The following is a 26,129-nucleotide window of genomic DNA, read 5'->3' on the forward strand; positions in this document are numbered from 1 at the left end:
GTATTTAATCTCTCTTAATAACCGTAGCCGATAAACGTTGAATGTTTCCAACCCCATCCGTAGCCGACATTTCCAGCTGATACGTATCCACTTTAGTAGTGTCTATATCGTCAAAATTAAATGTAAGCGTATGATTTTTAGGTTCGTACTCAAACAGCACCCATTGCCCATTGATCGATGCCGACCACGAAGCAATCCCTGTCAAATTATCACTCATAGCCACCTTCAAAGTATTACCTTTTACCACCCCATTATTCTTGAAATTAAGAGGTCGCAATGTAGGCGGGGTAACGTCTTTCCTCAGATAAAAGTTACCTAAGTATTTACTCTTAGCCATAAACACCCCATCTTTATAAGTAGTCCGTTCAGCTCCAAATCGCCCACCCGATGAGCGCGCTATAAACACCTTGGGTATCTCATCCTCTGTGAAGGTTTGATTCTTAATCGTCACCGTAAAAGCCTTATTGATAGGCGTTTTATAATCGTGAACCCGCAGCGTATCCTTCTTGCTCTCTAAAAATATAGCCATATCCTCAAAGAAAGTATTAGCAGGAAAATACACACTGCCCTCCTCAAACTCATACAGATTATCCCGATCCGCTACAAGCTGCTTATTCGTCTTAGGACGCGGGCGGAACGTCTTCACTACCATCGGCTTACCCTCTACAGGAATATGAACCGTCGTTGCATTCCCCTTGAAATCTTCCACAACTATCGTAACCTCGTACGAGGCGCCCTCCTCAATAGGCAAATACCCTTTATTAGGCTTCAATAAAGGGTAAATCGACTCCAGCTTGTTGCCCTTCGTCTTAAACAAGCGCTGCACATAACCCTTGTGCTCCACAAGCCTCTGATAGTCCAACAACTCATTGATATAGCGTGTATCATCGTAGTTCACCTTATCAAACACAGTTTGCAACTGCGGCTCACCGTTCAATTTCAATGTAACCTTGTAAATACCATTGCGGTTATACGAACCGTTCATCCTGTCAAAAGCAACAATCCCAAAGCCCAATGTTCCACTGGCACTTATCTTCGCTGTGCGGTAGCTACCATCAGGCTGTTTCGTCCGTGGCAGCACTCGGGGCAGCTCACTACCCTCCACCTGCGAGTTACCCCCCAGTGGATAAGCAAGCACCTGTAACACTTCAGGGGCAATCGTATCCTCCATATCCTGATAACCAAACAAAAACGGATTCAAGCCGTTATTATTCGCGTCGTGCACCTCAAAATGCAAATGCGGTCCTTGGCTGCCCCCCGTATTACCACTGAGCGCAATCCAATCACCCCGCTTCACCACAAACTCCTTTTTTGAAGGAAAGATATCAATCTCGTACGTCTTCTTCGCATACTGCTGCTGCTTCACATAAGCCTCAATCTCAGGCGCATACTGTTGCAAGTGCGAATACGTGGTGATATAGCCACTCGGGTGCGTCACATACATCGTCTTCCCATACCCAAACGGACTTACCTTAATACGCGAGATGTAGCCATCGTCTACAGCTCGCACATACTGCCCCTCCTTGCCTTGCGTTTTAAAATCAAGACCTCCGTGAAAGTGATTCGGGCGCAATTCAGCAAAATTGCCCGCCAATAGCGGAGGCACATCCAAAGGATAGGAAGGCGCAAAGCGCTGCGCATCTACCTCTGATACAGCCAAAAAGCCACAAAAAGCCATTAGCCACAAGCTCTTTTTCATCATTTTTAAAATAAAACTTCTGAATAAAATCGCGGCAAAGATACTACTTTATTCAAGAAAAAACAGCCCTATACACAAACTTTTTCAAAAAAAAATACAACCCTCCACCAAATGAAACGCCATCACCCCCCTATCTCCAACGATCTCCAAACGAAGCCATAACGGATCCGTAACGAATCCGTAACGAATCCATTCTGCAAAAAAAGTACACAAATTTTAACACTGTTTTAGGACAATATAAGTATTTGTAAACAAACGAATTACATAGCCTATGAAGAAAATCAATAACTTTTTGCGATTTTTTTTCAAAAAAACCTATACGTAATCCACTAAAAAGCCGTATCTTTGCCAAAGTTTAATGAAATAGTTTTTTAAGCAATGATTAAAGATTACAGAGACATCGAACTAACCGTTCAACGGCCTGCCCCTATCGACCGTGAGGTCGTTTGGGACAAATCAAAGGTAATTATTAGCGAAACAGACATCTATGGGCGTATTACCAATGTGAATGACATCTTTTGTAGCGTATGTGGCTACTCCGCTGATGAGCTTATCGGTCAGCCACACAGCATCATTCGTCACCCCGATATGCCTAAAATCACTTTTAAATTACTTTGGGACAACCTTAAACTCGGCAACAACTTCGCAGGAGTAGTAAAAAACTTAGCAAAATCAGGTGAGTATTACTGGGTAATTACCGACTTCGAAATGCGCCGTGATGCCTCAGGCAACATCACTCACTACATCGCACGTCGCAAGTCAGTACCTAAAAAAGTAATCGACAACTACGTTACCCCTCTGTACGAAACCCTCCTCAAACTTGAGAAAATCGGGGGAATGGAACTCAGCGCTCGATTCTTCAAAAACTACTTAGCAAAACAAGGTAAAGACTATATGGACTTCATCATCGACGTGATGAATAAAAACCGTGAAGACGCTGTATTTGAGGAAATACCAATGGCTACTTTCAGCAGCAACAAAGAGCCTGAACTCGTTACTGATGATATCGTTACCGTAGGTGTTGGTGGCTCAATGGATGAAAAACGCAAGAACTTTTTCGGCAAACTATTCCAATAGCCCCGAATCTTAGTACATAACAATAAAAAAAGAAATCATTATGGCAGACTTTCAAAGCCCTGTACCAACCATTCCACGTCCAGCCCCTATTGATAAAGAAGTAAGCTGGGACAAAACTAAAACACTCATTAGCGAAACCGATGTAGCAGGCACCATCACCAATGTGAATGATGTCTTCTGCAACGTCTCTCACTATTCCTCTGCTGAACTTATCGGTCAGCCGCACAACCTAATACGCCACCCCGATATGCCAAAGCTTATTTTCAAGCTCCTTTGGGATAACCTCAAACAAGGAAACAACTTCGTTGGTGTGATCAAAAACCTCGCTAAGACAGGTGAGTATTATTGGGTGGTAACCGATTTCGAAATGCGTAGAGATGCCAGCGGCAATATCACTCATTACATCGGTAGGCGCAAGTCCGTACCTGAAAAAGCTATCAACGACTACTTAGCCCCCTTCTATGAGTCACTCCTTAAACTGGAAAAAATAGGAGGCGTTGACCTAAGCAGCCGATTCTTTAAGAATTACTTAGCGAAACAAGGTAAAGACTATGTCGATTTCGTTATCGGTGTGATGTCCGAAACACAAAGCAGTTTTACTGCTGAAAACGTCACCGCTATCGACAGTAACAACGTAAGCGTACCTGACGACATCTACAATGTAGATGAATCAATGGACGAAAAACGCAAGAACTTTTTCGGGAGATTATTTAACTAATTCCGTATTCATATCAATTAAAGCCTCACTTTTGAGTGAGGCTTTTTTATATTGTTTTTGCTTGCGTAATTATTTTTATGTACCTTTGCCCCCGAAAACTAACTAATACAACCGTAGCAATGAATTTAATATCATATCACTATATAAACGTATTTCAAGAGAATACTCAGAAATACAGCACTAAAAACGCCCTGATGGGGAAAGAAGGAGAGGTTTGGTGCGGCACCACTTGGCAGCAGCTCGGTGAGATTACGCGTCGTCTTTCAAAGGCACTCCTATCGCTGGAGGTAGGAGTTCAAGAGTCTGTGGGGATTTTTTCACAAAACACCCCCCAGTGGACGATGGCTGACTTGGCAACACTCCAAATCCGTGCAAGAGTAGTGCCCATCTACACCACCAACATCCCTGAACAGGCACTATATGTACTCAATCACGCAGAGGTGAAAGTGCTTTTCGTAGGCGACAAAACACAGTATGAGAAGGCTATTGAGGTAGCAGATAACTGCCCCTCATTGATAAAGATTATCACTTTTAAAGATGATTTCCAGCTGGAAAATGATGGAGGGCGCTCAATGCACTGGGCTGATTTCCTCGCTTTGGGAGAAGGCACAGCACAAGAGGAAGCCCTCAGCCACCGCATCTCAGAACGCAGCCTCGACGACCTATTTACTATCATCTATACTTCAGGAACCACAGGTGATCCCAAAGGGGTGATGCTCACTTATGCAAACTTAGCCCATCAGATGGTAGCCCACAACAAGCGCCTATCGGTATCCGAAGCGGATAGCTCGCTGTCGTTCCTGCCGCTCTCACACGTCTATGAACGCGCGTGGACGTTCTATTGCTTATTTAAAGGGGTAACAGTTTATTACTTAGAAGATACAAATCAAGTACGCGAAGCACTCTCAGAGGTGAAACCTACGCTGATGTGTGCCGTACCGCGTTTTTACGAAAAGATATTCGCTACAGTACACGACAGAGCCAATGCTTCCTCATTTGCGAAGCGTTCTCTCTTCAGATTAGCTGTGAGGACAGGCAGACAAATGCTCAAAGCAAAGGAAGAAGGAAGAAAACCAGGCCTGCTATTGCAAAAAGCATACAACTTATTCGATAAGTTAGTCTATTCTAAGTTCAAAACGTTGCTCGGTGGGCGCATACGCTTTATGCCCTGTGGCGGGGCAAACTTAGAGCCAAGTATCGGGCGTTTCTTCCAGTCGATAGGTATTAACGTGAAGTTAGGCTATGGAATGACCGAGACTACTGCTACTGTATCCTGCTGGGGCGACGATACTTTTAATTTGCAATCGGTAGGAGAGGTAATGCCTGACATAGAAGTGAAGATAGGTGAGGACAACGAGATATTAGTCAAAGGTGGTATGGTGATGAAAGGCTATTACAAGAATCCTGAGGAAACGGCTAAGGCTTTTACTGCTGACGGATTCCTACGCACAGGCGATGCTGGCAGCGTTGATGCCCACAACAACCTCTTTATCACCGAGCGCATCAAAGAGTTGATGAAAACCTCTAACGGTAAGTACATCGCTCCGCAGCTTATTGAGAACAAAGTAGGCAAATACAACCTCATCGAGCAGATTGCTATCATTGCCGATGGGAAGAAGTTCGTCTCAGCGCTGATTGTGCCCAACTTTGAGATGCTTACCCAAGCCTTAAAAGAGCTGAATATCAAATGTAAAAATACTGCCGAAATGATACGTCACAGTGCTGTGATTGAATACATCGCTAAGCAGTTGCAGCGTTTCCAGAGTGATTTGTCCGACTACGAGCAGATAAAAAAATTCACCCTACTGCCTGCTGCTTTCAGCATTGAGCGCAATGAGATTACACCAACACTCAAACTTCGCCGCAAAGTGATCTATGCAAATTACAGCAACGAAATTGAAGCGATGTATCACTAAAAAGTCTTATCATAAGTACCCCATCTCCTATTAAAATACTCCTTCAATATAGGAATAAGTGTACCTCTAAAATTAAATACTTTGCCACAACCCATCTTCAGGTACATCGGCGATAATTTCCACCATCTCTTTCTTTACGGGGTGAAGAAACCTCAGGCGGCGCGCGTGGAGATGAATACTACCATCAGCATTGGAGCGACGTGCACCGTACTTCAGGTCGCCTTTAATGAAGCAACCAACAGCCGCCAATTGGGCACGTATCTGGTGATGACGCCCTGTGAGCAAGGTGATTTCCAACAGAGAATAATGATCGAGCTGTCGTAGCTTTTTATAGGTTAAGACGGCTTTTTTGCTATTAGGCACTTCCTTGATGTGGGCACGCGATTTGTTCTGCTCAGTGTTGCGCGTAAGATAATGCGTAAGCGTCGCCTGCGCTTCTGGGCTGCCTTCCACCATTGCCCAATACGTCTTTTCTACCGCAGTTTTATCGGCAAACATCGCGTTGAGGCGCGCTAAGGCTTTAGAAGTTTTGGCAAAAATAACCACTCCCGTAGTAGGGCGATCAAGCCGATGCACCACCCCGAGGAAAACTTCCCCTGGCTTGCTGTATTTCTTCTTGAGATAAGCCTTAACGATCTCACTCAGTGGCGTATCACCTGTTTTATCTCCTTGCACAATATCACCTGCACGCTTATTGACGGCGATGATGTGATTGTCTTCGTAGATGACGGCGATGTTTTCGATGTCGGTGGTCATAATGGCGTTTTTTCCTTAAATAGATAAACCTAAAATCGTCGTAAAAAAGTCCCGCAAGCAAGATTCCCACAGGGATAAAGAGCGTTTGCAATCCCCAGCCAAATTTGATGTAGCACAGCCCAGCGACCAATCCTCCTGCAAAAAACGAAGTGATGATGGCAAGACGCAACCTTACGCTGGCTTTAATTTTTGGCTTCTGCTGCTGGTAATGATTACGCCGTGCGTAAGTGAGTTGCGAGAGCTCAATCCCAAGGTCGGTAAATAAGCCTGTGAGGTGCGTGGTGCGAACTACGGCATTGGAGATCTTCGTAACGAAGGAGTTTTGCAAACCCATCGCAAAAAGCAATACGCAGGCAGTTACATCGGCTGGCGGAGGCGTTTCTGGGTTGTTGAGCACTATGGCAAGCACCAACATCGCACATTCTAAAAGCGTCGGGGCGAGGTACTTGTTGTGCGTCCGCAGATGGTTCGCCATCTCGATGAGTAGCCCCGAAGTAAACGAGCCTGCTAAGAAGGCAAAGATATATAGGAAGTAAATCAAGCCTTTCCAAAACTCCGCCACCGAGACGTCGTAAATAAACAATGCGAAGTGCCCCGTAACATTGGTAGTGAGCCTCCCGATGAAGAGAAAGCCCGTAACGTTCACGATACCTGCCACCGCCGAGAGCACTATGGCTATGTGCAGATTGTGCTTAGCCGATCGCCGTTTGCCTTGATGCCGAAACATTAGTAGCTCTCCTCTGCATTAGGAAATGACACCGATTTTACATCCGACACGTAATTTCCGACTGCTTTATGCACTTCTTCGTAAAGATTGGCATAAGTTCTTAAGAATTTTGGGTGAAATTCATTGTTCATTCCCAGCATATCCTGCATTACCAGCACCTGACCGTCCACGCCAGCCCCAGCACCAATACCTATAATAGGAATACGTACGCTTTTTGCCACTTCTTCAGCCAATGCTGCGGGTATTTTCTCTAAAACGATTGCAAAACAACCTAATTTTTCCAATAATAAGGCGTCTTCTTTTAGCTTTTGCGCTTCTGCTTCCTCCTTAGCGCGGAGGGCAAAGGAGCCAAACTGGTGAATTGACTGCGGTGTTAAGCCCAGATGCCCCATTACGGGGATTCCTGCTGCGAGAATACAACGAAGCGACTCCTCGATCTCTTTGCCACCTTCTAATTTAAGTGCGTGGGCACCGCTTTCCTTCATCACGCGTACCGCCGAATGCAATGCTCCCTGAGGATCGGATTGATAGGTGCCGAAGGGCAAATCCACCACCACCAACGCGCGTGAAGTGCCACGCACCACAGAAGCCCCGTGATAAATCATTTGATCGAGGGTAATGGGCAGCGTAGTCTCGTGTCCTGCCATTACATTGCTGGCAGAATCGCCCACGAGGATCACATCGATGCCTGCGCCATCAACAAGGCGGGCAAAAGTGTAATCATAAGCGGTGAGCATAGCAATTTTCTCACCTTTGGCTTTCATATTGATGAGCGTCTTGGTCGAGAGGCGCTTGATTTCTTTTGTTGCTGCTGACATATTCTTATCATTTAAAATTCGAGGGCAAAGGTACAGTTTTTTTATGAGATAACGGCAAAATTATTTTCAGAAAAACCTTTTCACGTATTTTCACACAGATCATCTTAGTGGAAAAAAACTATTGCGTTTAGCAGTTTTTTGAAAAAGCCGCCGTTGTAAGCTACAATTTGACCATTTTTCAAAAATTCATCAAAAAGAAAAGTTCTCTGGCACCAAATTTACAAAAATAGTCAAAAAGAAAAGTTCTCTGGCACCAAATTTACAGAAATGACCAAAAAGAAAAGTTCTCTGGCACCAAATTTACAAAAATAGTCAAAAAGAAAAAGTTTCTGGCACCAAATTTACAAAAATAGCCAAAAAGAAAAATTTTCTGGTACCAAATTTACAGAAATGGTCAAATATAAAAAGTTTCTGACGCCAAAATTACAGAAATGGTCAAATATAAAAAGTTTTTCGAGGGTTTTTGAAAACCCTCAATATAAAAAGTTTTTTGCGCCTTTTTCAAAACCCTCAATATTAAAAGTTTTTCGGGGTGTTACTTCCTCTATGAAAATCTATAAACGAAAGCTCCCTTCCCCAGAGGAAAGAGAGCTTTATTTAAATATTGGGAAAATTTTTCTTATATCAAAGTTTTAACAATTTATCGCTGTCACCATAGCGCAGGAAGTCGTACTTGAGAGCACCTCCTAAATAAGTGTCATCATTGCGCAAAATTGGATACATATTGATTTGATTTGCTAAAACTTGCTCACCTTCTAAATTGATTTTCAAAGGATTTAGTGATGAGAATAAATCCTTAAGGCGCTCTATCACCGCACTGAATTGCAAGGAAGAATAACCTAAATGGAGTTGTGATTTCACCATTTGTTGCGCTAAATCTTCCGCAGAACCTTTAAAAGTATATGCGGTGGTAAGAACTTCATTCTCCACAGAGCTAAGTCCATTTTTTACAGAAGGAAAACGTTGTAGGTGTAGTTTCAAAGCCTCAGGAAGGGCGGTAAGATGGGTAGTTGTGTTGGCGTTGGCTTGTATTTCTAATTGCAGCGGAGATTTGCTACAATAGAGCTGCCAGATATAATCGGCATACTCGAGGTCGTCGGTATTAAAAACTTGACGTGCCTGATAATACTGTTTGGCATCTTTTTGAGTTGTTTTTGCTGAGATAGGCTCTTTAACCCAAGTGATATGAATGTTTTTTCGGTATTTTTTCAGCCAACTCATCACAGCGATCATATTGATTTGGCTTTGAAGATCCTCACTGAACCAAAGTACTGCCTCATCTTGGGTTTTCTGCTGACAGAGGTTGCGGTACTCTTTAAGCACATTGTCAATAAATGATTTTTTACCTGTGTTATATTCGCTTTTGAGGAATTCGTATCGGCTGCGCCAAAAATGTTCACTCCCGACATCAGTGGTAGTTTTTCCTTCACTAAGCATCTCATTCCACGTAATCACCTCCGACTGTGGAGCGATTTTTCGTAGCATTTCGGTGGTATTTTTACCTCCTGTGATGTGTAATTCTCTTCGCATAACTGCACTAATTTTTTGGTTATATTTTATACGAGGGTGCAAAGGTACGAAAAAAAATAATAGCTCCAAACATTTTATCTATTAAATTTCAACCCCTATTACATAGCGTTCTCTTTATCAAAAAGATAAATTTACAATTATTTTTAACTTTATGTTTATTTTTCTCCTTATCGGCGACATTTTACACACTATAAAACATTAAAAAGGCACCTCACTTTCATTAAATACCTCCGATGAACCTTCGGTGGTAGGAGCTGAAAAAGCCTGCTCTGGCATCGCAGATGGGATAGCAGCAAAATCGACATTCTCATTGAGTTTCGAACCTATCTCTTGCGCTTGATATCCCATTGCTGCAGTATCTAAGTTTGAGAAGTTGCCCGCGTGAAATTTAAGACGGATATTATCAAGCGCCCCGTTGCGGTGTTTAGCGATCACCAATTCTGCTTGATCGGTAGTAGGAGTATCGTCTTCCCAAGTCTCTAATTTATAGTATTCTGGACGATAGATGAACGAAACAATATCAGCATCTTGCTCAATAGCACCCGATTCGCGAAGGTCAGAGAGTTGCGGGCGTTTATGCCCTGGGCGCGACTCTACATTTCGCGAAAGTTGCGCCAATGCGATCACTGGAATGTTTAGCTCTTTAGCCAAGGCTTTTAGGTTACGCGAGATGGTTGAGATCTCCTGTTCGCGGTTGCCTGCGCCTTTATTTCCGATGGTCATCAGCTGCAAATAGTCGATCATTATCAATTTAATGCCGTGTTGTGTAGAAAGTCGGCGTGCCTTAGCTCTGAGGTCAAAAATGGAAAGCGATGGGGTATCATCAATATATAAAGGTGCCTTTTCGAGATTTTTCACTCTTGTATTGAGCGCCACCCATTCGTGGTCTTCCAATTTTCCTGTACGCAGTTTATCCGATGAAATACCTGTCTCTGATGAGATGAGGCGTGTTATCAACTGCACGGACGACATCTCTAACGAAAAAAACGCGACTGGCACGCCGAAATCAACTGCTATATTACGTGCCATTGAGAGCGTGAGGGCTGTTTTCCCCATACTTGGGCGTGCTGCCACAATAATAAGGTCACTTGCTTGCCATCCTGAGGTAAGCTCATCGAGCTTGGTAAACCCTGAAGGAACCCCACTGTATTTATCCTCTTTCTTGCTAAGGTCTTCTATATTTCTCAATGCTTTGAGCACCAAATCCCCTGCTGACTCGCTTGAGCGCTTTAAGTTCCCCTGTGTGACATCGTAGAGCTTCTGTTCGGCAGCGTCGAGAGAATCAAACACGTCTCTTGTTTCGTCATAAGCCTCTTCGATGATTTCAGAAGAGATCTCAATGAGTCTTCTTTTGATAAATCGCTGTAAAATAATACGTGCGTGATGCTCGGCATTTGCTGAGGAGGAAACACGCTGAGTAAGATTAATCAGATAAATCTCAGATCCAGCGGCTTCTAAATTTCCCGTTTTGCGTAATTGTTCTGCCACAGTAAGCAAATCAATGGGCTCTGAGTTTTGGAATAGCTCAAAGATAGCCTGATATATAAGTTGGTGTTGCTTTTTATAAAATACATCAGCGCTGATGATATCTATTACATCATCTACACCTTTCTTATCAATAAGCATAGCCCCTAATACAGCTTCTTCAAGATCTAAAGCCTGCGGTGGAATCTTGCCTCTCTCTAAACTAATTTGAGGAGTCATTGTGCGAAAAGTAGTTTCTATGGGTGTTCTCTCTAATTGATTCATACGGCAAAAGTACAAAAAAGAATGTTCACAAAAAGATTAAAATATACACATTTACTGTTAAAAAGCTGTTGAAAAGTCTGAAGAATTGTTTATAACTATGCATGTTAATAGGCACAGAACACTCCACTAAGTAATTAGATAAAAAAAGACGCGATAAACGCGCCTTAATTAAGTTGTTTATAAATTTTATTCTTTAAAAACTCCCATATTGAGGTATTTATCCATACGTTTTTCAACTAATTTTTCTACAGGCAACTTTTTCAGTGAGTTATATGCGCTGAGAATTGCTTTTTTCACTGAGACATACATAGCTTCTTTATCGTGATGAGCACCTCCGAGAGGCTCCTTAATGATTTCATCCACCAATTTGAGCTTTTTCATATCAGGAGCAGTAAGTTTCAGCGCCTCAGCAGCTTCTTTTTTATATTCCCAACTTCTCCACAAGATCGAAGAGCAAGATTCTGGAGAAATCACTGAATACCACGTATTTTCAAGCATATACACCTTGTCACCTACTCCGATCCCCAAAGCACCTCCTGAGGCACCTTCGCCTATAATAAATACTATCACAGGCACTTTCAGGCGCGACATTTCCAAGATGTTTCTGGCAATCGCCTCCCCCTGACCGCGCTCCTCAGCTTCAATCCCTGGGAAAGCGCCTGGAGTATCAATAAAACTGACAATTGGGATGTTAAATTTTTCTGCTGACTTCATCAATCGCAGTGCCTTGCGATAGCCTTCAGGATTTGCCATACCAAAATTACGATATTGGCGTATCTTTGTGTTTATCCCTTTCTGCTGACCTATAAATAAGAAACTTTGGTTGTCAATCTTACCAAAACCTCCTATCATCGCCTTATCGTCTTTCACTGTTCTATCACCGTGTAGCTCTAAGAAAGTATTTCCACACAAAGCTTTGACATAATCAAGCATATAAGGGCGCTCTAAGTGGCGTGATATCTGTACACGTTGCCAAGGGGTTAAATTTCCGTAAATTTCTTTTTTCACCTGTGCGAGCTTCTTCTCAATTTTCTTGCACGCATCGGTCATATCTACCTCACTCTCATTGCCTATAAGCTGGCATTTCTCCAATTGTTCTTCAAGCTCCTTGATAGGAAGTTCAAAATCTAAATATTCCATAATAAGCGTTATTTGATTTTATCACGCAAAGGTACATCTTTTTTTAATACTGACAATTTATTTTATTGTCATTTTTAATTATAGAAGAATTATCTATATTAAAATTAATCAGTTAGGTTCTCTCTATTATCAAACTAATTTTTCTGCCTTTAGGAAAGCCTCTTTTATCCTCTCTACTTCCATTCCTATATCCCCTGCGCCTACTGTCAGCAGCAATTTCGGCTGTTTTTCGAGCAATAAGGGGATTAACGCCTCTTTTGATACGAGTTGCTTCTGCTTTGCGTGCACTTTTTCTAATAATTTTGCCGATGTTACCCCTTCTATGGGCAATTCTCGTGCGGGATAGATGTCTAACAGCACTACATCGTCAAATTGCGATAGACTTTCGGCAAATCCATCTAAGAAATCACGTGTTCTGGTGAATAAATGTGGCTGAAACACGATCGTTTTAGGTATTTCAGGATACATTTCGCTCACTGCCTGATACAAAGCATTTATTTCAGACGGATGGTGCGCATAATCATCAATAAAAGTAAGCTTTTCACTGCGAATAATATATGAAAAACGCCTCTTAACGCCTTTAAAGCTCGCCAAAGCCTTTAATAAACCCTCTGGAGCGAAGTCTGCTTTGGTCGCAACGGCTATTGCAGCCAAGGCATTCGACAGATTATGCCGCCCAGGCTTTGTAAAAGTATAATTAGGATATGTTTTACCCCCGTGATGGAAGTCAAACACGTACGAACCATCTATTACACGTATATTTCGGAACGAATAATCAGAATTATCTTCTAATCCGTAGGTTTCACCCTTCAATTCCAATCCATTTCTAATGATAAGGCTGCCACCAGGCTTGATTTTCTCGGTAAACTGCCTAAACCCCTCCTCAAAGTGTGCCTTATCACCGTAAATATCTAAATGATCGGCGTCCACTGACGTAATGCAGGCAATATTTGGCGATAACCGAAGGAATGATCTATCAAACTCATCCGCTTCTACCACTGTGTATTCATTTCCATTTAATACCAAATTACTATTAAAGTTTTCAGCAATTCCACCTAAAAATGCACTTACTTTTACGCCTGTTTCGTACAGAATATGCGCTAAAATACTCGTTGTGGTAGTCTTCCCGTGCGTTCCAGCGACTGCTAAGCAAAAAGTATTGCGTGTTATCAGCCCCAAAACCTCCGATCGCTTCACCACATTGAAGTTTTCACCCTGAAAATAGCACAATTCACTATGTTCTTTGGGTATTGCAGGGGTAAAAACCACTAATGTACGCTCCTTATCCTTAAATTCATTAGGTATTTTCGCCGTATCATCCGTAAAATGCACCGCAACACCCTCCTTAATGAGCGCATCAGTGATCTCAGTAGGCGTTCTGTCGTAACCACAGACATTTTTACCCGCGTGCTTAAAATAACGCGCCAATGCCGACATACCGATGCCGCCAATCCCTATGAAATATATGTTTTTAACGCTGTTTAAGTCCGTTTCCATTCTTATAATTGCTTTGTATTGAGTAATTTCTTCGTAGCATCGTACGTTTTCACCTCTTTTTTGCGTGTATTAGTAACCGTAGAGCCTGTTAGCTTACCATTTTTATAAGTTTCCACCGTAGTTTCGCCCGTTTCACGATTCTCACAGCTCTTTTCAGTGATTACACCTTTAATATAAACCTCCTTACAGTTCCCTTTTTCGGTTACATACCACTTTTCAGACAGTTTCCCATCAGGTTCGTAGGTCGTACGCTCTCTTGAATTGATCATTTCGAGTTTCACCTTACCATTTTGGTAATATTCCTTCGTAATGTTCTTCATTGAATTGACCTCTTTGCTCGGTTTACCATTCTTATGGTATGTTATAACCAACTGATTCATTCCTGGGTTCATATCCGTGTGCGTTTCGATGCGTTGTTCCACTTTTCCACCATATCCGTACACTGTTCCCTCAATAATATTGCCTTTGAACACATCTTTTTTGCGTAATCTACCTTCGGAGTTGAATATTTGTATTTCCTTGAGGCGTCCTGCATCAAAAATATAGTTTGATTTAAGGTTCTTACGCTTATTTACGTAATGCCCTTCACCTATAAATTGATTATTATTGTCTATTTCAAACTCAAAACGTTGAATATCGTTGTCAATAACGTATTTTCCAGGTGCTAAAGCCACTCTTTTAGTTACGTAAGCCTGTTTTACCAAGTCGCTATTGATTGCTGCGGAGTTCCCACTCTTCAAATTGCGTTGAAGGGTGAGATATACCTCGTAATTCGAGTACTCTTTAAGCTCCAAAATCCCCTTTTTAAAGGCTTCGCTTTTCGTATCGAGGAAGATGGACTGTTTTAAAGCCGTCTGAGCGACTATTACGCTTGAAATACAGAGGCTTACACTTAGTAATAAGATTCTTATCCTACTCATATTTCGCATTTATTTTAGTAATTTTACAATACAATCCACGATGCGCTTCGTTGCATCAGGACGAGCGAGCTTTTTGATATTATCAGAGAGCGCTAACAGCTGATTAGGGTTTGTTATCAACCTTCGGAATACTTTTTCAAACTCCTCATCGAGGTCTTTTTCAGGAATAAGCAGTGCTGCACCCTTACTTTCGATCGCTTTAGCATTCTTCGTTTGATGATCTTCCGCCACATTGGGTGATGGAATGAAAATAACGGGTCTTCCCACCACACAAAGCTCACTTATAGCTATCGCACCGGCTCTTGAGATGATCACATCAGCCATTGCATAAGCCACATCCATCTTATCAATAAACGCCACGACTTTTACGCTTTCGCTTTCGTATTTTTTATACTCCTCATAGTATAATTTACCACACTGCCAAAGCACTTGAATGCCCATTTGCTCAAAAAAAGGCAGCTCTTTGGCTATTAATTCATTAATACGGCGTGCTCCGAGGCTACCACCGAGCACTAAAAGCGTTTTCCGCTCCATATTAAGCCCAAAATAGACTGATGAAACCGGATTTTTGCCTGATGCTTCTATCAAATTGCTTCTTATAGGGTTCCCCGTCTCTATTATTTTATTCGAGGGGAAGAATTTTTCCATTCCTTCGTAAGCTACGCATACTCTTTTGGCTTTTTTAGATAGCAATTTGTTTGTTATGCCCGCGTAAGAGTTCTGTTCCTGTATCACGGTAGGTATTCCCATATCGGCGGCTACTTTTACCACCGCTCCGCTGGCAAAACCACCCGTACCGATCACCATATCAGGCTTGAAACGCTTAATAATACGGCGCGAACGCAGCAAACTATCTATCCATTTGAATGGAAACAGCAAATTTTGTAGTGTTATCTTCCGTTGAATGCCTGAAATCCACAATCCTTTGATTGGATACCCCGCTTCTGGCACTTTTTTCATCTCCATACGGTCTTTTGCACCCACAAAAAGGAACTCTGCATCAGGAAAACGCTCTTTTAATTCGTCTGCAATAGCTATTGCGGGGAATATATGCCCTCCTGTGCCTCCTCCAGATAGTATAAATCGTTTTTTAGTGTCCATTTTTATCCTTTTTTTTAGTATATAATTGATAAAACAGTTTCTTGGTAATTTGCTTTTAGAGTGCAAAGATACACTTTTTTTATTAAATGTCAGTATTTTTATTTGTAAAAATGATTTTTTCCGTTTCTTTTGCTGATATCTCAACATCAAACGTTTCTGCCTCAGGTCTTTCACTTAGGTAGCGTATCTTTCTTATCTTTGCGATATAGCTCTGCTCTGCTACAGCACGCTTTTCGTCATCGGCTATTACAGCTACGATTTCGCGCTCAGGATAGGTGAGGGTTAGCAACAGATCGAGCTGTCCGTAGTCGTCTCCAATGCGCAGGAACTTACCTTTCTCAGGCAGACTGTGCACTAATTGGTGATACGATTCCTTATGGTGCTTAAAGTCGTCCTTCACAGCTCGTACTACTTCGTTATCCATATAAAGGTAAGAGAGCAATAGCTTCTTTTTCAGGTAATCAACCCCTTCTAAGCGGCGGCGTATACGTAGGAACTCCTCGCGGAAATGCACCCCCATCCGTTTGGCCTGCTCACGAATAGTACTCCCCAATTGTGGATCGTCATAAGCTATGGGTTGCCCCACTATTACGGTGATTGCCCCATCGTAGATGATGAAATCACCTTTGGGCTGCACTTCCGAAAGTCCGTGTAAGTAGATGGGTAATATCGGCAGGTGCAACTGCTCAGCAGCTAAGAAAGCTCCTTTGTGAAAGCGGTGTATTCTGTTGCTCTCTGAGCGTTTGCCCTCGGGGAATATCATCAGTGAAATGCCTTTATCGGTAATTTCCTTAAAACGCGGAATGGCTTTTTCTATACCTTCAGAGGCAGGGAAGAAGCCCATCGCCCGCACATATCGTCCAAATACTGCTGAACGCCATACCCAATCGTTTACCATATAGCTTATTTTATGGGTAAAAAGTCCAATAGCAAGTGTATCGAGCCACGAACTGTGGTTAGCAATGAGTACCGCAGGCGTTTTTAGGTCTATTTGTTGTGGATTTTCCACGTGTTTTCTTACAAAAGGATTGGAATAAAGCACCGAAGTAGTCATTTTGCTGGCTATCTTGCGTATCCATAGGCTACTTTTGGGAAATATGCACACTATCAACACCCCAAGATTGGAGAGCAGCATTGAGGAGAGCGCATAATAAGCCATAGAGAGTGCTGAATGCACTGCTAATCGCAAACTCACAGGAGATTTCCCCTTAGCTGGACGTGCCGTGATGAAAAAGCGGTAGATTGTGGGGTAGAACACAAAGGTGATGGCAAGTGCCGAGAATATCCCGATGACAGAGACTGCCGCTATGGACTTCAATGCAGGGTGCTTGGCAAAGACGAGCGTTCCGATTGCTAAAAAGGTAGTAATAGAGGCTAAGAGTACCGACACTTTGTAAACAGGCAGTTCGTTGCGCCCACGGGTGTAGTCCTGCTGGAGAGCACAAGTCATAAAGATGCTGAAATCCACAGAATGCCCAAGCACTAAGGTGCAGACAATCATACTAAATACATTGAATTCAATGCCCAGCCAATTCATCAAGGCAGAGGTTACTACCCCTGTGATACCAATAGGGATGAGGGTTAATAGCACAAGTTCTATACGTTTGAAAAACAGTAGCAATATCAAGAATATCGCCACTGAGGAGTAGTTTACCAAGAGGAGAATATCGTCCTTGAGCTTACCTAAAAAGGTTTCACTGAGGTTCTTACGGTCGATGACAACAGTAGGCGTAGCGTGCTCTACTTGATGGATAAAAGCGTCGCGCTGGGCTGCGGTGAGCTTTACCAAGTTGGCAATGGTGTAAAAGCCCTCTTTCTCGGTGATAAAATCGTGCAGAGGCAGTACCGTCAATGCTTTGTAGGTCTGCAAATCGGTGATAGGTGTGTAAGTAGCTGTCATCGATTGGAAGAAAGGCTCGTAGGCATTCTCCTTAAAGCCTACTGTGGTACCATATTGCTTCAATTGACCTATCACTTCTTTATGCTGTTGCCAAAAGGCTTGCCAACGGGCGATGCGCCGCTGCTGTTCTTTTTCAGGCAGCACGATTGCCCCTATGGAACTGTACTGCTGTATTTGTCCTTCTACCTTGTACTGCTCTAAAGTATTACAAAGCGCGTAGTTGCGCTCCAAAGCCTCACTGAGTGAGTTGCCATAAGCTGCTGCATAAACGGACTTGTATTCGCTATCGGTAATCTGCTCAAGGGCGCGCTCAGCCTGTTTGTAGCGTGCATTTACATAGTTGATTTTAGCTATATCACCATCAAAACGTGCATCAGTAAAGAAAAAGAAGCTCACCACAATGAGCAGAATACAAGCCCCTACCACCCATTTATTCTTGTGAAAGGGGTACGCCCCTACCCTATCGAGCACTGTACGCCGTGCTTCAATCGTTTTAGAGTTGCGGTAGAAATGCGGAATGAGTAGCAACGAGAGCAATGCAGAGACCATTATGCCTACGAAGGCAAAAATACCCAAATCTTTCATCACTTCGGAGTGCACAAACAGCAGACATAGAAATGAAATAGCTGTGGTAATGCTACTGAGCAGTATCGGTACGGTTACCGCTTTGTAAAGCTCGGCAGTGGTCTTTACAGCTTTGTAGTGGGTGAGGATATGCAGTGAATAGTCGATAGTAACCCCCAATAGCACAGCCCCTAAGCTGATGGAAATCGCCGAGATACTGCCTTTGAGCATATAGAGGGTTGCCAACGCCGTCAGTACGCCAAACACCGATGGGATGAAGGCTATCAAAGGTACGGAGACACTGCGGTAGAAGAATACCAACAGCAGGTATAGGGCTGAGAGTGAGATGAGCACCGTGGTGAGGATGTCAGTCTTTATTTGGGTAGCATTGCTCACTGAGATGAAAGGTGCCCCAAAGAAATATACCTTCACTTTGCCTTTGTACTCCGCATTTACAGTATCGGCAAGACGGTCTAAGTGCTGCACGAAGGCAGTGTTGTGCTCAGTGTCGTTGCCCTCGAAGGTAGGGTTGAGAAAAAAGAGAATATTCTGTTCATCTTTGGTAGTAAGGAACCCATCAGCAAGCTTAAAATCATCGCTGATATTGAGTGTTTGCAGCTTGCTAAGTCCCTTGAAGGTCAGCGAGAAAGGGTCGGTACGGATATATTTACCAGCGACCATTCCTGCGGGGGTGAGCATCATCTTGTATTGCGCCTGTACTAAGGCTTGGAGACTATCGGCTTGCAGACGTGGCTCCAACGCCTCATAATCTGCCTCAGTGAGCAATAGCGGCAGGTGCTCATTGATGAACTGCCAACTCTCATCTATATCCTCTTCGTCCACGATGCCCTGCACTGAGCGCACATAGGCAGGCATCTGTTGCACACTGTCTGCAAGACGAGTAGCCACCTCTTGCAATTCACTGAGTGAGCCACCCTTATCGCGCGAGACCACTACCGCCACCTTATCGGCAAAGTTGAGTTGCTTGAGCACTTTTGAGGTGAGCGAAGCCTTTTCATTTTTGGGCAGCACTTTGGTGATGTCTTCCTCAAAACGCAAGTGCATTACCCCGAGAAAAGCAATGACTACCCACGCTACGAGCACTGACAGCGTAAGGAGTTTATGACGTTGGATATAGATGTATAGTTTGTTTAACATTTCTTCATCATTTGAAAGTGCAAAGGTACAAAGAAATGTCAATACAGAAGAGTGGTATGTTGAAAAAATATTGTATTTCTCAATTCACTACTCAGGTACATAAATTTGCTCTCCTCCTTCTACTTCGTAGACTGTTCCCAAGCGGCGTCCTTTTTGTTTTGTGCCATCAGGCGATACACCTGAAACGGTTTTGTACTTGGTAACTTTCTGACCTTTTTTTTGGATAATCTCTACATCATCATTGCCTTTCTTCTTGACAATGGTAAAATCTTCATTAGAGAAGAAGTCGGACATATTGAGGTTCATCACCATTGAGACCATCAATGCTACGGCGAAGACCATTGCCACGTCGAATAAGTTCACCACTACGGTTAGCGGATCGGCGTCATCATCTTTAAACAGAGGTACTCTTCGGTTATTTCTCATTGTCATTAAGGTTTTTAGTAAGGATACGACTTACATAATCCAAATTATTTGTTTCTTTAGCATACCATCGCTGTTTAAACTGCAAGGTCACCAAACCTACCAAACTCACCACCAAACCTACCACAGTGGTAGCAAAGACTACCTGCATATTGCTCGCCATCTTTGAGATATCGCCTGTGGAAAGCCCCGTAAGTGCTGGACTCATCGCAATGAGGGTTCCAATCAACCCAAGCACAGGTCCCACTTTTGCCAAGAGTTTAGAGGTTGCAATATCTTTTTCAGCCTCGTTCTCAAAGTTGGATATCATATAATCGGCATAATCTTGATTAGCAGGTTGACTAAGCAAATCGCGCAAATACTGTAAATAGAGTGAATTATCCTTCTCAGGCAAGAGTGCTTTTAACTCAGGGATACGCTCAGGGGTTAGGTTTTTAATTGCGTTATTGAGTTGTTTATCATTTCGGTACTTCGTGATAAAACGGTTATAGGAGCTCCCCACTAAGAGCAATGAGCGCACAAAGAGGATCAGCAGTAAAATGATATCAGGGATGAGTAGGCTATCGGCTACTAAAAAGAGGATTTCTGAAATTTTATCCATTGTAACTTATTTTTGGCTGCAAAGGTAAGCTATTTATAGTAATCATAAAGAGTTTTGCCATTATTTTTTATACCATAACGACAAAACTCTTTATAAACTGCATACTTACAGTACTTTCTCAGTAGTTTTAATTACTTCTTAAAAGCTAAAAGGTATAGGTTATTTATTAGCTAAAAAAGAGTTCGCGGTACTTGGTAAGTGTCCAAAGTTCGTCATCGACCATTAGTTCGAGTTTATCGGCATGATAGCGTATTTCCTCAAAAAAAGGCAACACTTGGTGGCAATACACCTCAGCGCGCTGCTCAAAACTACTCAGGGCATTGGCATGTTTGCGCATCTCAATCATTGCATTCACTTTGCTATGTATTACCCTGATATGCTCAGAAATGCGCTTGATAAGCTCTATTTGCTCTGAGGCAATAGCTTCGTAATTGCTGCTAAAGATCTCTTTTAAGCCTTTGACGTTCTCAATGAGGGTATTGAGGTAGCGCACTGCGGTGGGCACTACGTGATTGCGTGCAATATCACCTATGATACGAGACTCGATCTGCACGGTCTTTACGTATTCCTCTAAGGCGATTTCATAACGCGCTTCAAGCTCTACACGGCTGAGTACACCCATCTCTTCAAAGAGGGCTATTGCCTGATCGCTGAGGTTCTCGCGGAGTGCCTCAGGAGTGGTTTTGTGATTTGACAAGCCGCGTTTGGCTGCCTCTTTTTCCCAAGCCTTACTATAGCCATCGCCCTCAAAACGAATAGCCTTCGACTGCTTGATATACTCACGCAGGACATTGAAAATCGCTTCATCCTTCTTTAAGGTGCCTTGCTCAATAAGAGTGTCGACCTCCTGTTTAAAATCGCGCAACTGCTTAGCAACAATGGTGTTGAGCACCATCATCGGCTTACCACAGTTTGCCCGAGAGCCCACTGCACGAAACTCAAATTTATTACCTGTAAAGGCAAAAGGTGAAGTGCGATTGCGATCGGTATTGTCTAAGAATAGGTCGGGGATCTTACCCACTACATTGAGTTTAAGCTCTGTTTTTTCTTCGGGAGAGAGCTTGCCTGAAGGCACTCCTTCGAGTTCGTCGAGCACTTTGGTGAGCTGCTCTCCGATAAAAACCGACATAATCGCAGGTGGTGCTTCATTCGCCCCCAGACGATGATCGTTGGTGGCAGAGGCTACTGCGGCACGCAAAAGCGCCTCGTAGGTGTGGACTGCCTTGATGGTACATATAAAAAAGGTGAGGAATTGTAGGTTCTTCATAGGGGTTTTGCTCGGTGCGAGCAGGTTCACCCCTGTATCGGTAGCAAGTGACCAGTTGTTGTGTTTGCCCGATCCATTAACCCCAGCAAAGGGTTTTTCGTGAAAGAGCACCACAAAGTCGTGGCGGTCAGCAACCTTCTTCATCACATCCATCAGCAGGGAATTTTGATCGACGGCGAGGTTAGCTTCCTCAAATATAGGTGCCAGCTCAAACTGATTAGGTGCCACCTCGTTATGGCGCGTTTTGACAGGGATACCCAGTAGCAAACACTCCTGCTCAAGATCGCGCATATAAGCGAGGACGCGACCTGGTATAGCACCAAAGTAATGATCGTCGAGCTGCTGCCCTTTGGCGGCTTGATGCCCAAGAAGGGTGCGCCCAGCGATCATCAAGTCGGGGCGTGTGCGTGCCAAAGCCTTGTCGATGAGGAAGTATTCTTGCTCCCAACCTAGTGTGGCAGTTACTTTATTGACATTCTTATCAAAGTAGCGAGCCACCTCTGTCGCAGCCTCATCAATGGCGGTAAGGGCTTTTAAGAGCGGTGTTTTGTTGTCAAGTGCTTCACCTGTGTAGGAGATAAAAATAGTGGGAATGCAAAGTGTAGTGCCATAGACGAAAGGCGGTGAAGTGGGATCCCAAGCGGTGTAGCCTCGCGCCTCAAAGGTGTTGCGGATACCACCATTGGGGAAACTTGAGGCGTCGGACTCCTGCTGCACAAGCTGCCCGCCACCGAAGCGCTCAATGGCGCGGTCGCGACCTACGGGTTCGAAGAAGGCATCGTGCTTTTCAGCAGTGGAGCCTGTGAGCGGCTGGAACCAGTGCGTGTAGTGGGTAGCCCCTTTGCTGATCGCCCAATCGCGCATTGCAGTGGCTACTTGGTCAGCTACACGGCGATCAATCTTGGTGCCGTAGCGGATGGCACCCATCACGCTGTTGAAGGCTTCGGGTGTCATAAATTGGCGCATCGCCGCTTCGTGGAAGACGTTTTGGGCGAATAATTCAGAGCGTTTGCCATTCTCTGTAATGGCAACAGGGGTGCGTTTGCCCATTTCTTTAAGGGCGTTAAATCGTAAAATTGGCATCTTTTTTAAGTTGAAATAGTTCTTTTCTGGGGGCAAAGGTATGAATTTTAATATTAATAGACAAATATACCCCTATTTTTTTAGGGTTATTTTTTGAAATGATACTGTTTTTAAGGGAACACCCCCTACTATTTTTATAGGGTAGTTATAGATTTTCTATAAGTGAAATACTGAATTTTAGTATTTTTTACTAACATCGTATGTATATTTGGTATAGGGAAGAAATATAAAAGATAGTCCTTCTATCCGTTTGGGCTTCGATAGAGGTTCGATAGTGATGCGATAGTGACGAGACAGAAATACTTTCTGAGTTTAAGGTGTGTTTGGAAAATTTACGTTTTTTATATTCTGCTGATTGTAAAAGGATTGTATTTTGTTAGGACAATTGTTATTGGTGTATATTTTTTTATTTCGGAAAATAGTCGTACTTTTGCCTCTTGGAACTTAAAACATATTAGTGATGAATAAAGGAATTGTATTTATGGGATTATTACTCTGCGGGTTAGGCGTTTCAGCTGAAGCGCAAACGACTACTGGCAGAGCGGCAGTAAACTGTGAATTGGATTACACACGCTTAGAGGAGCTGCCTGATGCGCTTCCGTATTTGCGTGAAGATGAACAGCTTTCGGTTATAGAACGCAAAAGTTCGCTGGACGGATTTTTAGCGAAATGGATTAAAGATCATTATTTTTATCCTGAGGAAGCGGAACGTAACGGCATTACAGGTGATGCAGTGGCGACTTTATTAGTGAAGGAAGATGGTGTGGTATGTGTGGCTAAGGTGAGCGCTACCGACCCTATTTTCGATGCGGCTGCAAGGCGTATGTTCGAGGGATTTCCGCGCTTGATGCCTGCTATTAAAGGTGAGAAGCCTTGGATTTTCACCTATAAAACAGCGCCAATCGTATTCCGCCCACAGACGTATATCATTCACACGAAAGGCGGTGGCACTACCACCACTACGATACAGAAAGGTAGAGGATTGAAAAAGAAGTAATTAGAGAGTAGAGACCAGAGGTCAGAGATCAGAGTGATAAGGCTATACAAGACGTAACTGATCGCTGACCTCTGACTTCTGATTTCTCAATAACAATATTATGAGTAAAGAACATTTAAAACAGTTAGAGGCAGAGAGTATATATGTGATGCGTGAAGTGGCGGCGCAGTTTGAGCGTCCAGCGCTTCTTTTTAGTGGTGGTAAGGATTCTATCACCTTGGTGCATTTGGCAATGAAGGCTTTTGCGCCGATGAAGATACCGTTCCCGTTGGTACATATTGATACAGGGCATAACTTTCCTGAGGCGCTGAAATACCGCGATGATTTGGCAAAGCGCATTGGTGCGGAGCTTATCGTTCGCAAGGTGGAAGATACTATTAAAGCTAAGGGTTTGACAGAACCTAAGGGTAAGTTTGCTTCGCGTAACTGGCTGCAAACGCACACTTTGCTGGATACTATTGAGGAGTTTAAGTTCGATGCTTGTATCGGTGGAGCGCGTCGTGATGAGGAGAAGGCACGGGCTAAGGAGCGTTTCTTCTCGGTGCGCGATGAGTTTGGACAGTGGGACCCTAAGTTGCAGCGCCCTGAGTTGTGGAATATCTATAACGGACATATCCACAAAGGTGAGAATGTGCGGGTATTCCCTATCTCGAATTGGACAGAACTCGATGTGTGGAGCTATATTGAGCAAGAGGGTATTGCCCTGCCTTCCATATATTTTGCCCATAACCGCGATGTGATTGAGCACGAGGGTCGCCTGATTGCTGTATCGGATTTTATACAGATTGATGACAGCGATGTTATCCTCAACAAGCGTGTGCGTTACCGCACAGTAGGCGATATGACTTGTACGGCTGCTGTGGAGAGCAACGCTGCAACTTTGCAAGAGGTAGTGGCTGAGATCACAGCATCACGCATCTCGGAGCGTGGCGAAACGCGTATTGACGACAAGGTTACGGAAGCCGCAATGGAAGATAGAAAGAAGGGGGGATATTTTTAGTGTATAGGGTAGAGATCCGTAGGGTTTTATATTCGTCATTGAGAATGGCACCACTTTTAGTAGTGGGTACAAAAAGCATTAATAGTCAGCAGTTTGAAATCTAAACTAAAAATATTTTGATATAAATTTTGTTATTTAAAAAGTATTTTGTACATTTGTAGCGTTAATGAAACATAAAATATAGGAACTATGAGAGTTACATACTTAGGACACGCTTGTGTACAGATTGAAGCTGCTGGGAAATACTTTTTAGTAGACCCCTTTATCAGTGCCAACCCTTTGGCTAAGCATATTGATATCCATAAAATCAAGGCTGATTTTATATTGATAACACACGCACACGAGGATCATATCTTGGACGTGGAAGCTATTGCTAAAAATACGGGAGCGACGCTAATCACTAATCCTGAAATATTACATTACTTTGAGAAAAGAGGTCTTTCAGGACACTCAATGAACCTCGGTGGTTCGCATCGCTTTGTAGATGGGCACGTAAAGATCAAGATGATTAAGGCTGAACATTCATCGTCATTCCCCGATGGTTCGTACGGAGGAAACCCAGCGGGCTTTTTGTTAGACCATAACGATGAGACTATCTACATTGCAGGAGACACTGCACTGCATATGGATATGACGATTATCCCCCACCAGTACAAGATTAACTTGGGGATTTTCCCAATAGGCAACAACTACACAATGGGGGTGAGAGATGCACTGACAGCAGCGCGTTTTGTAGATGTAGTGAATGTGCTTGGAGTGCATTACGACACTTTCCCTGTGATTAAGATTGACAAAGAGGCTTCAAAGCGCAAATTCTTTGATGCTCATAGGAGGCTTCACCTCTTAGAGATTGGAGCTTCTTTGGATTTGGAAGATCTGAGGATTTGATGTAAGTACCTCATAAAAAAACACACTGATTGTATATTATCAGTATGTTTTTTTTATACCTAAAGTCTACCTTGTAGGAATTTCTTTACTTTGGCAGTGCTGTAACCCCGCCCCTCTTCTAACTCTTCACTCTTTTGGGTATAAAGTACGGTCCCTTTGCTATCAATAATCAAGAAGGCTGGGTAACCAAACTTTTCGCCAGGGTTCCCATATTTAGCAAAAGCCTTAGGGTTTTTATTCTCTGGAGAGTAGTTGAGGTGGTAATAGATATATTTCTTATCTAAGATTGTTTTCAGTTGTGGATCTGTGGTTACTAAATTATTGAAACGCAAACACCAAACACACCAATTACCTCCTATTTGTACCAATAGTTTTTTGTGCTCTTTTTTAGCTTTCTTTAATAGTTCAGTAATCTTAGCATCACCGTCTTCCTCAACGTTATAAGGATGTGGAAGCCTTGCTTTTTCTTGAGTAATCTCCTCTGTCTGTTGTGCCATTGCAGGGAGTGCTGTTGCAAAAAGCCCTAAAAGGAAAAGTAGATATTTTTTCATTTTTACAGTATTTTGAGACTGCAAATATAGTATAAAAATACTAAACACT

General features: G+C 43.1%; 21 protein-coding genes. 6 read left to right on the forward strand and 15 right to left on the reverse strand.

What is annotated here, in order from left to right; genetic code table 11:
• Positions 1 to 4 precede the first annotated feature (4 nt).
• Positions 5 to 1,702 (reverse strand): M23 family metallopeptidase, encoded by a 1,698-nt coding sequence (locus AXF12_RS09800; RefSeq protein WP_095114462.1) that lies wholly within the window; start codon positions 1,700 to 1,702, stop codon positions 5 to 7.
• Positions 1,703 to 2,077: 375 nt separating this feature from the next.
• Here AXF12_RS09800 and AXF12_RS09805 point away from each other — a divergent pair, with 375 nt between their 5' ends.
• From AXF12_RS09805 to AXF12_RS09815, 3 genes are all read left to right on the forward strand, one after another.
• Positions 2,078 to 2,776, forward strand: coding sequence for a PAS domain-containing protein (locus tag AXF12_RS09805; protein WP_066430687.1), 699 nt, complete (start codon positions 2,078 to 2,080; stop codon positions 2,774 to 2,776).
• A gap of 40 nt (positions 2,777 to 2,816) precedes the next feature.
• Entirely contained in the window at positions 2,817 to 3,494 is a 678-nt protein-coding gene (locus AXF12_RS09810) for a PAS domain-containing protein (protein WP_066430688.1), read from the forward strand.
• A 119-nt stretch (positions 3,495 to 3,613) separates the two neighbouring features.
• Positions 3,614 to 5,410, forward strand: coding sequence for an AMP-dependent synthetase/ligase (locus tag AXF12_RS09815; RefSeq protein WP_066430689.1), 1,797 nt, complete (start codon positions 3,614 to 3,616; stop codon positions 5,408 to 5,410).
• Between the two features lie 72 nt (positions 5,411 to 5,482).
• On the opposite strand, the gene AXF12_RS09820 is transcribed toward AXF12_RS09815, so the two are convergent.
• The 13 genes from AXF12_RS09820 to AXF12_RS09885 form a co-directional block, all read right to left on the reverse strand.
• The gene (locus tag AXF12_RS09820; RefSeq protein WP_066430690.1) at positions 5,483 to 6,166 is read right to left on the reverse strand and encodes an RluA family pseudouridine synthase; all 684 of its coding nucleotides are present in this window, start codon (positions 6,164 to 6,166) and stop codon (positions 5,483 to 5,485) included.
• Positions 6,102 to 6,893 carry a YoaK family protein gene (locus AXF12_RS09825; protein WP_066430692.1) on the reverse strand — a complete coding sequence of 264 codons (792 nt, stop codon included), beginning with the start codon at positions 6,891 to 6,893 and terminating at the stop codon, positions 6,102 to 6,104. The genes AXF12_RS09820 and AXF12_RS09825 overlap by 65 nt, the downstream gene beginning before the upstream one ends.
• Entirely contained in the window at positions 6,893 to 7,711 is an 819-nt protein-coding gene (gene panB, locus AXF12_RS09830; protein ID WP_066430693.1) for a 3-methyl-2-oxobutanoate hydroxymethyltransferase, read from the reverse strand. Before panB ends, AXF12_RS09825 begins: the two co-directional genes overlap by 1 nt.
• 624 nt (positions 7,712 to 8,335) lie before the next feature.
• Positions 8,336 to 9,241 (reverse strand): DUF1835 domain-containing protein, encoded by a 906-nt coding sequence (locus AXF12_RS09840; protein WP_074860820.1) that lies wholly within the window; start codon positions 9,239 to 9,241, stop codon positions 8,336 to 8,338.
• A 198-nt stretch (positions 9,242 to 9,439) separates the two neighbouring features.
• Positions 9,440 to 10,990, reverse strand: coding sequence for a replicative DNA helicase (gene dnaB, locus AXF12_RS09845; RefSeq protein WP_066430697.1), 1,551 nt, complete (start codon positions 10,988 to 10,990; stop codon positions 9,440 to 9,442).
• Between the two features lie 186 nt (positions 10,991 to 11,176).
• On the reverse strand, positions 11,177 to 12,130 hold the full coding sequence (locus AXF12_RS09850) for an acetyl-CoA carboxylase carboxyltransferase subunit alpha (RefSeq protein ID WP_066430699.1): 954 nt from the start codon (positions 12,128 to 12,130) through the stop codon (positions 11,177 to 11,179).
• 129 nt (positions 12,131 to 12,259) lie between these two features.
• Complete coding sequence (gene murC, locus AXF12_RS09855; RefSeq protein ID WP_066430703.1) at positions 12,260 to 13,627, reverse strand: UDP-N-acetylmuramate--L-alanine ligase; 1,368 nt, start codon at positions 13,625 to 13,627, stop codon at positions 12,260 to 12,262.
• Between the two features lie 2 nt (positions 13,628 to 13,629).
• Positions 13,630 to 14,547, reverse strand: a complete 918-nt coding sequence (locus AXF12_RS09860) for a hypothetical protein (RefSeq protein ID WP_095114503.1) — start codon at positions 14,545 to 14,547, stop codon at positions 13,630 to 13,632.
• A gap of 9 nt (positions 14,548 to 14,556) precedes the next feature.
• A complete protein-coding gene (gene murG, locus AXF12_RS09865) occupies positions 14,557 to 15,648 on the reverse strand; it encodes an undecaprenyldiphospho-muramoylpentapeptide beta-N-acetylglucosaminyltransferase (protein WP_066430704.1) in 1,092 nt (363 codons plus the stop codon).
• 82 nt (positions 15,649 to 15,730) lie between these two features.
• A complete protein-coding gene (locus AXF12_RS09870) occupies positions 15,731 to 19,270 on the reverse strand; it encodes a 1-acyl-sn-glycerol-3-phosphate acyltransferase (protein WP_066430705.1) in 3,540 nt (1,179 codons plus the stop codon).
• Positions 19,271 to 19,357: 87 nt separating this feature from the next.
• A complete protein-coding gene (locus AXF12_RS09875; protein ID WP_066430707.1) occupies positions 19,358 to 19,696 on the reverse strand; it encodes a DUF2149 domain-containing protein in 339 nt (112 codons plus the stop codon).
• Positions 19,686 to 20,294 carry a MotA/TolQ/ExbB proton channel family protein gene (locus AXF12_RS09880; RefSeq protein ID WP_066430710.1) on the reverse strand — a complete coding sequence of 203 codons (609 nt, stop codon included), beginning with the start codon at positions 20,292 to 20,294 and terminating at the stop codon, positions 19,686 to 19,688. Before AXF12_RS09880 ends, AXF12_RS09875 begins: the two co-directional genes overlap by 11 nt.
• Positions 20,295 to 20,460: 166 nt before the next feature.
• Positions 20,461 to 22,638: a glutamine synthetase III family protein gene (locus AXF12_RS09885; RefSeq protein ID WP_066431979.1), complete on the reverse strand. Its 2,178-nt coding sequence runs from the start codon at positions 22,636 to 22,638 to the stop codon at positions 20,461 to 20,463.
• 466 nt (positions 22,639 to 23,104) lie between these two features.
• On the opposite strand from AXF12_RS09885, the gene AXF12_RS09890 reads away from it, so the two are divergent.
• The 3 genes from AXF12_RS09890 (at position 23,105) to AXF12_RS09900 (ending at position 25,529) form a co-directional block, all read left to right on the forward strand.
• Entirely contained in the window at positions 23,105 to 23,641 is a 537-nt protein-coding gene (locus AXF12_RS09890) for an energy transducer TonB (protein WP_066430711.1), read from the forward strand.
• A 100-nt stretch (positions 23,642 to 23,741) separates the two neighbouring features.
• Positions 23,742 to 24,641, forward strand: a complete 900-nt coding sequence (gene cysD, locus AXF12_RS09895; protein WP_066430713.1) for a sulfate adenylyltransferase subunit CysD — start codon at positions 23,742 to 23,744, stop codon at positions 24,639 to 24,641.
• 189 nt (positions 24,642 to 24,830) lie between these two features.
• The gene (locus AXF12_RS09900; RefSeq protein WP_066430715.1) at positions 24,831 to 25,529 is read left to right on the forward strand and encodes a metal-dependent hydrolase; all 699 of its coding nucleotides are present in this window, start codon (positions 24,831 to 24,833) and stop codon (positions 25,527 to 25,529) included.
• 59 nt (positions 25,530 to 25,588) lie between these two features.
• On the opposite strand, the gene AXF12_RS09905 is transcribed toward AXF12_RS09900, so the two are convergent.
• A complete protein-coding gene (locus AXF12_RS09905) occupies positions 25,589 to 26,080 on the reverse strand; it encodes a thioredoxin family protein (protein WP_066430716.1) in 492 nt (163 codons plus the stop codon).
• Positions 26,081 to 26,129: the final 49 nt, after the last annotated feature.

This window comes from Capnocytophaga haemolytica, from assembly GCF_001553545.1.
Taxonomy (GTDB): Bacteria; Bacteroidota; Bacteroidia; order Flavobacteriales; family Flavobacteriaceae; genus Capnocytophaga; species Capnocytophaga haemolytica.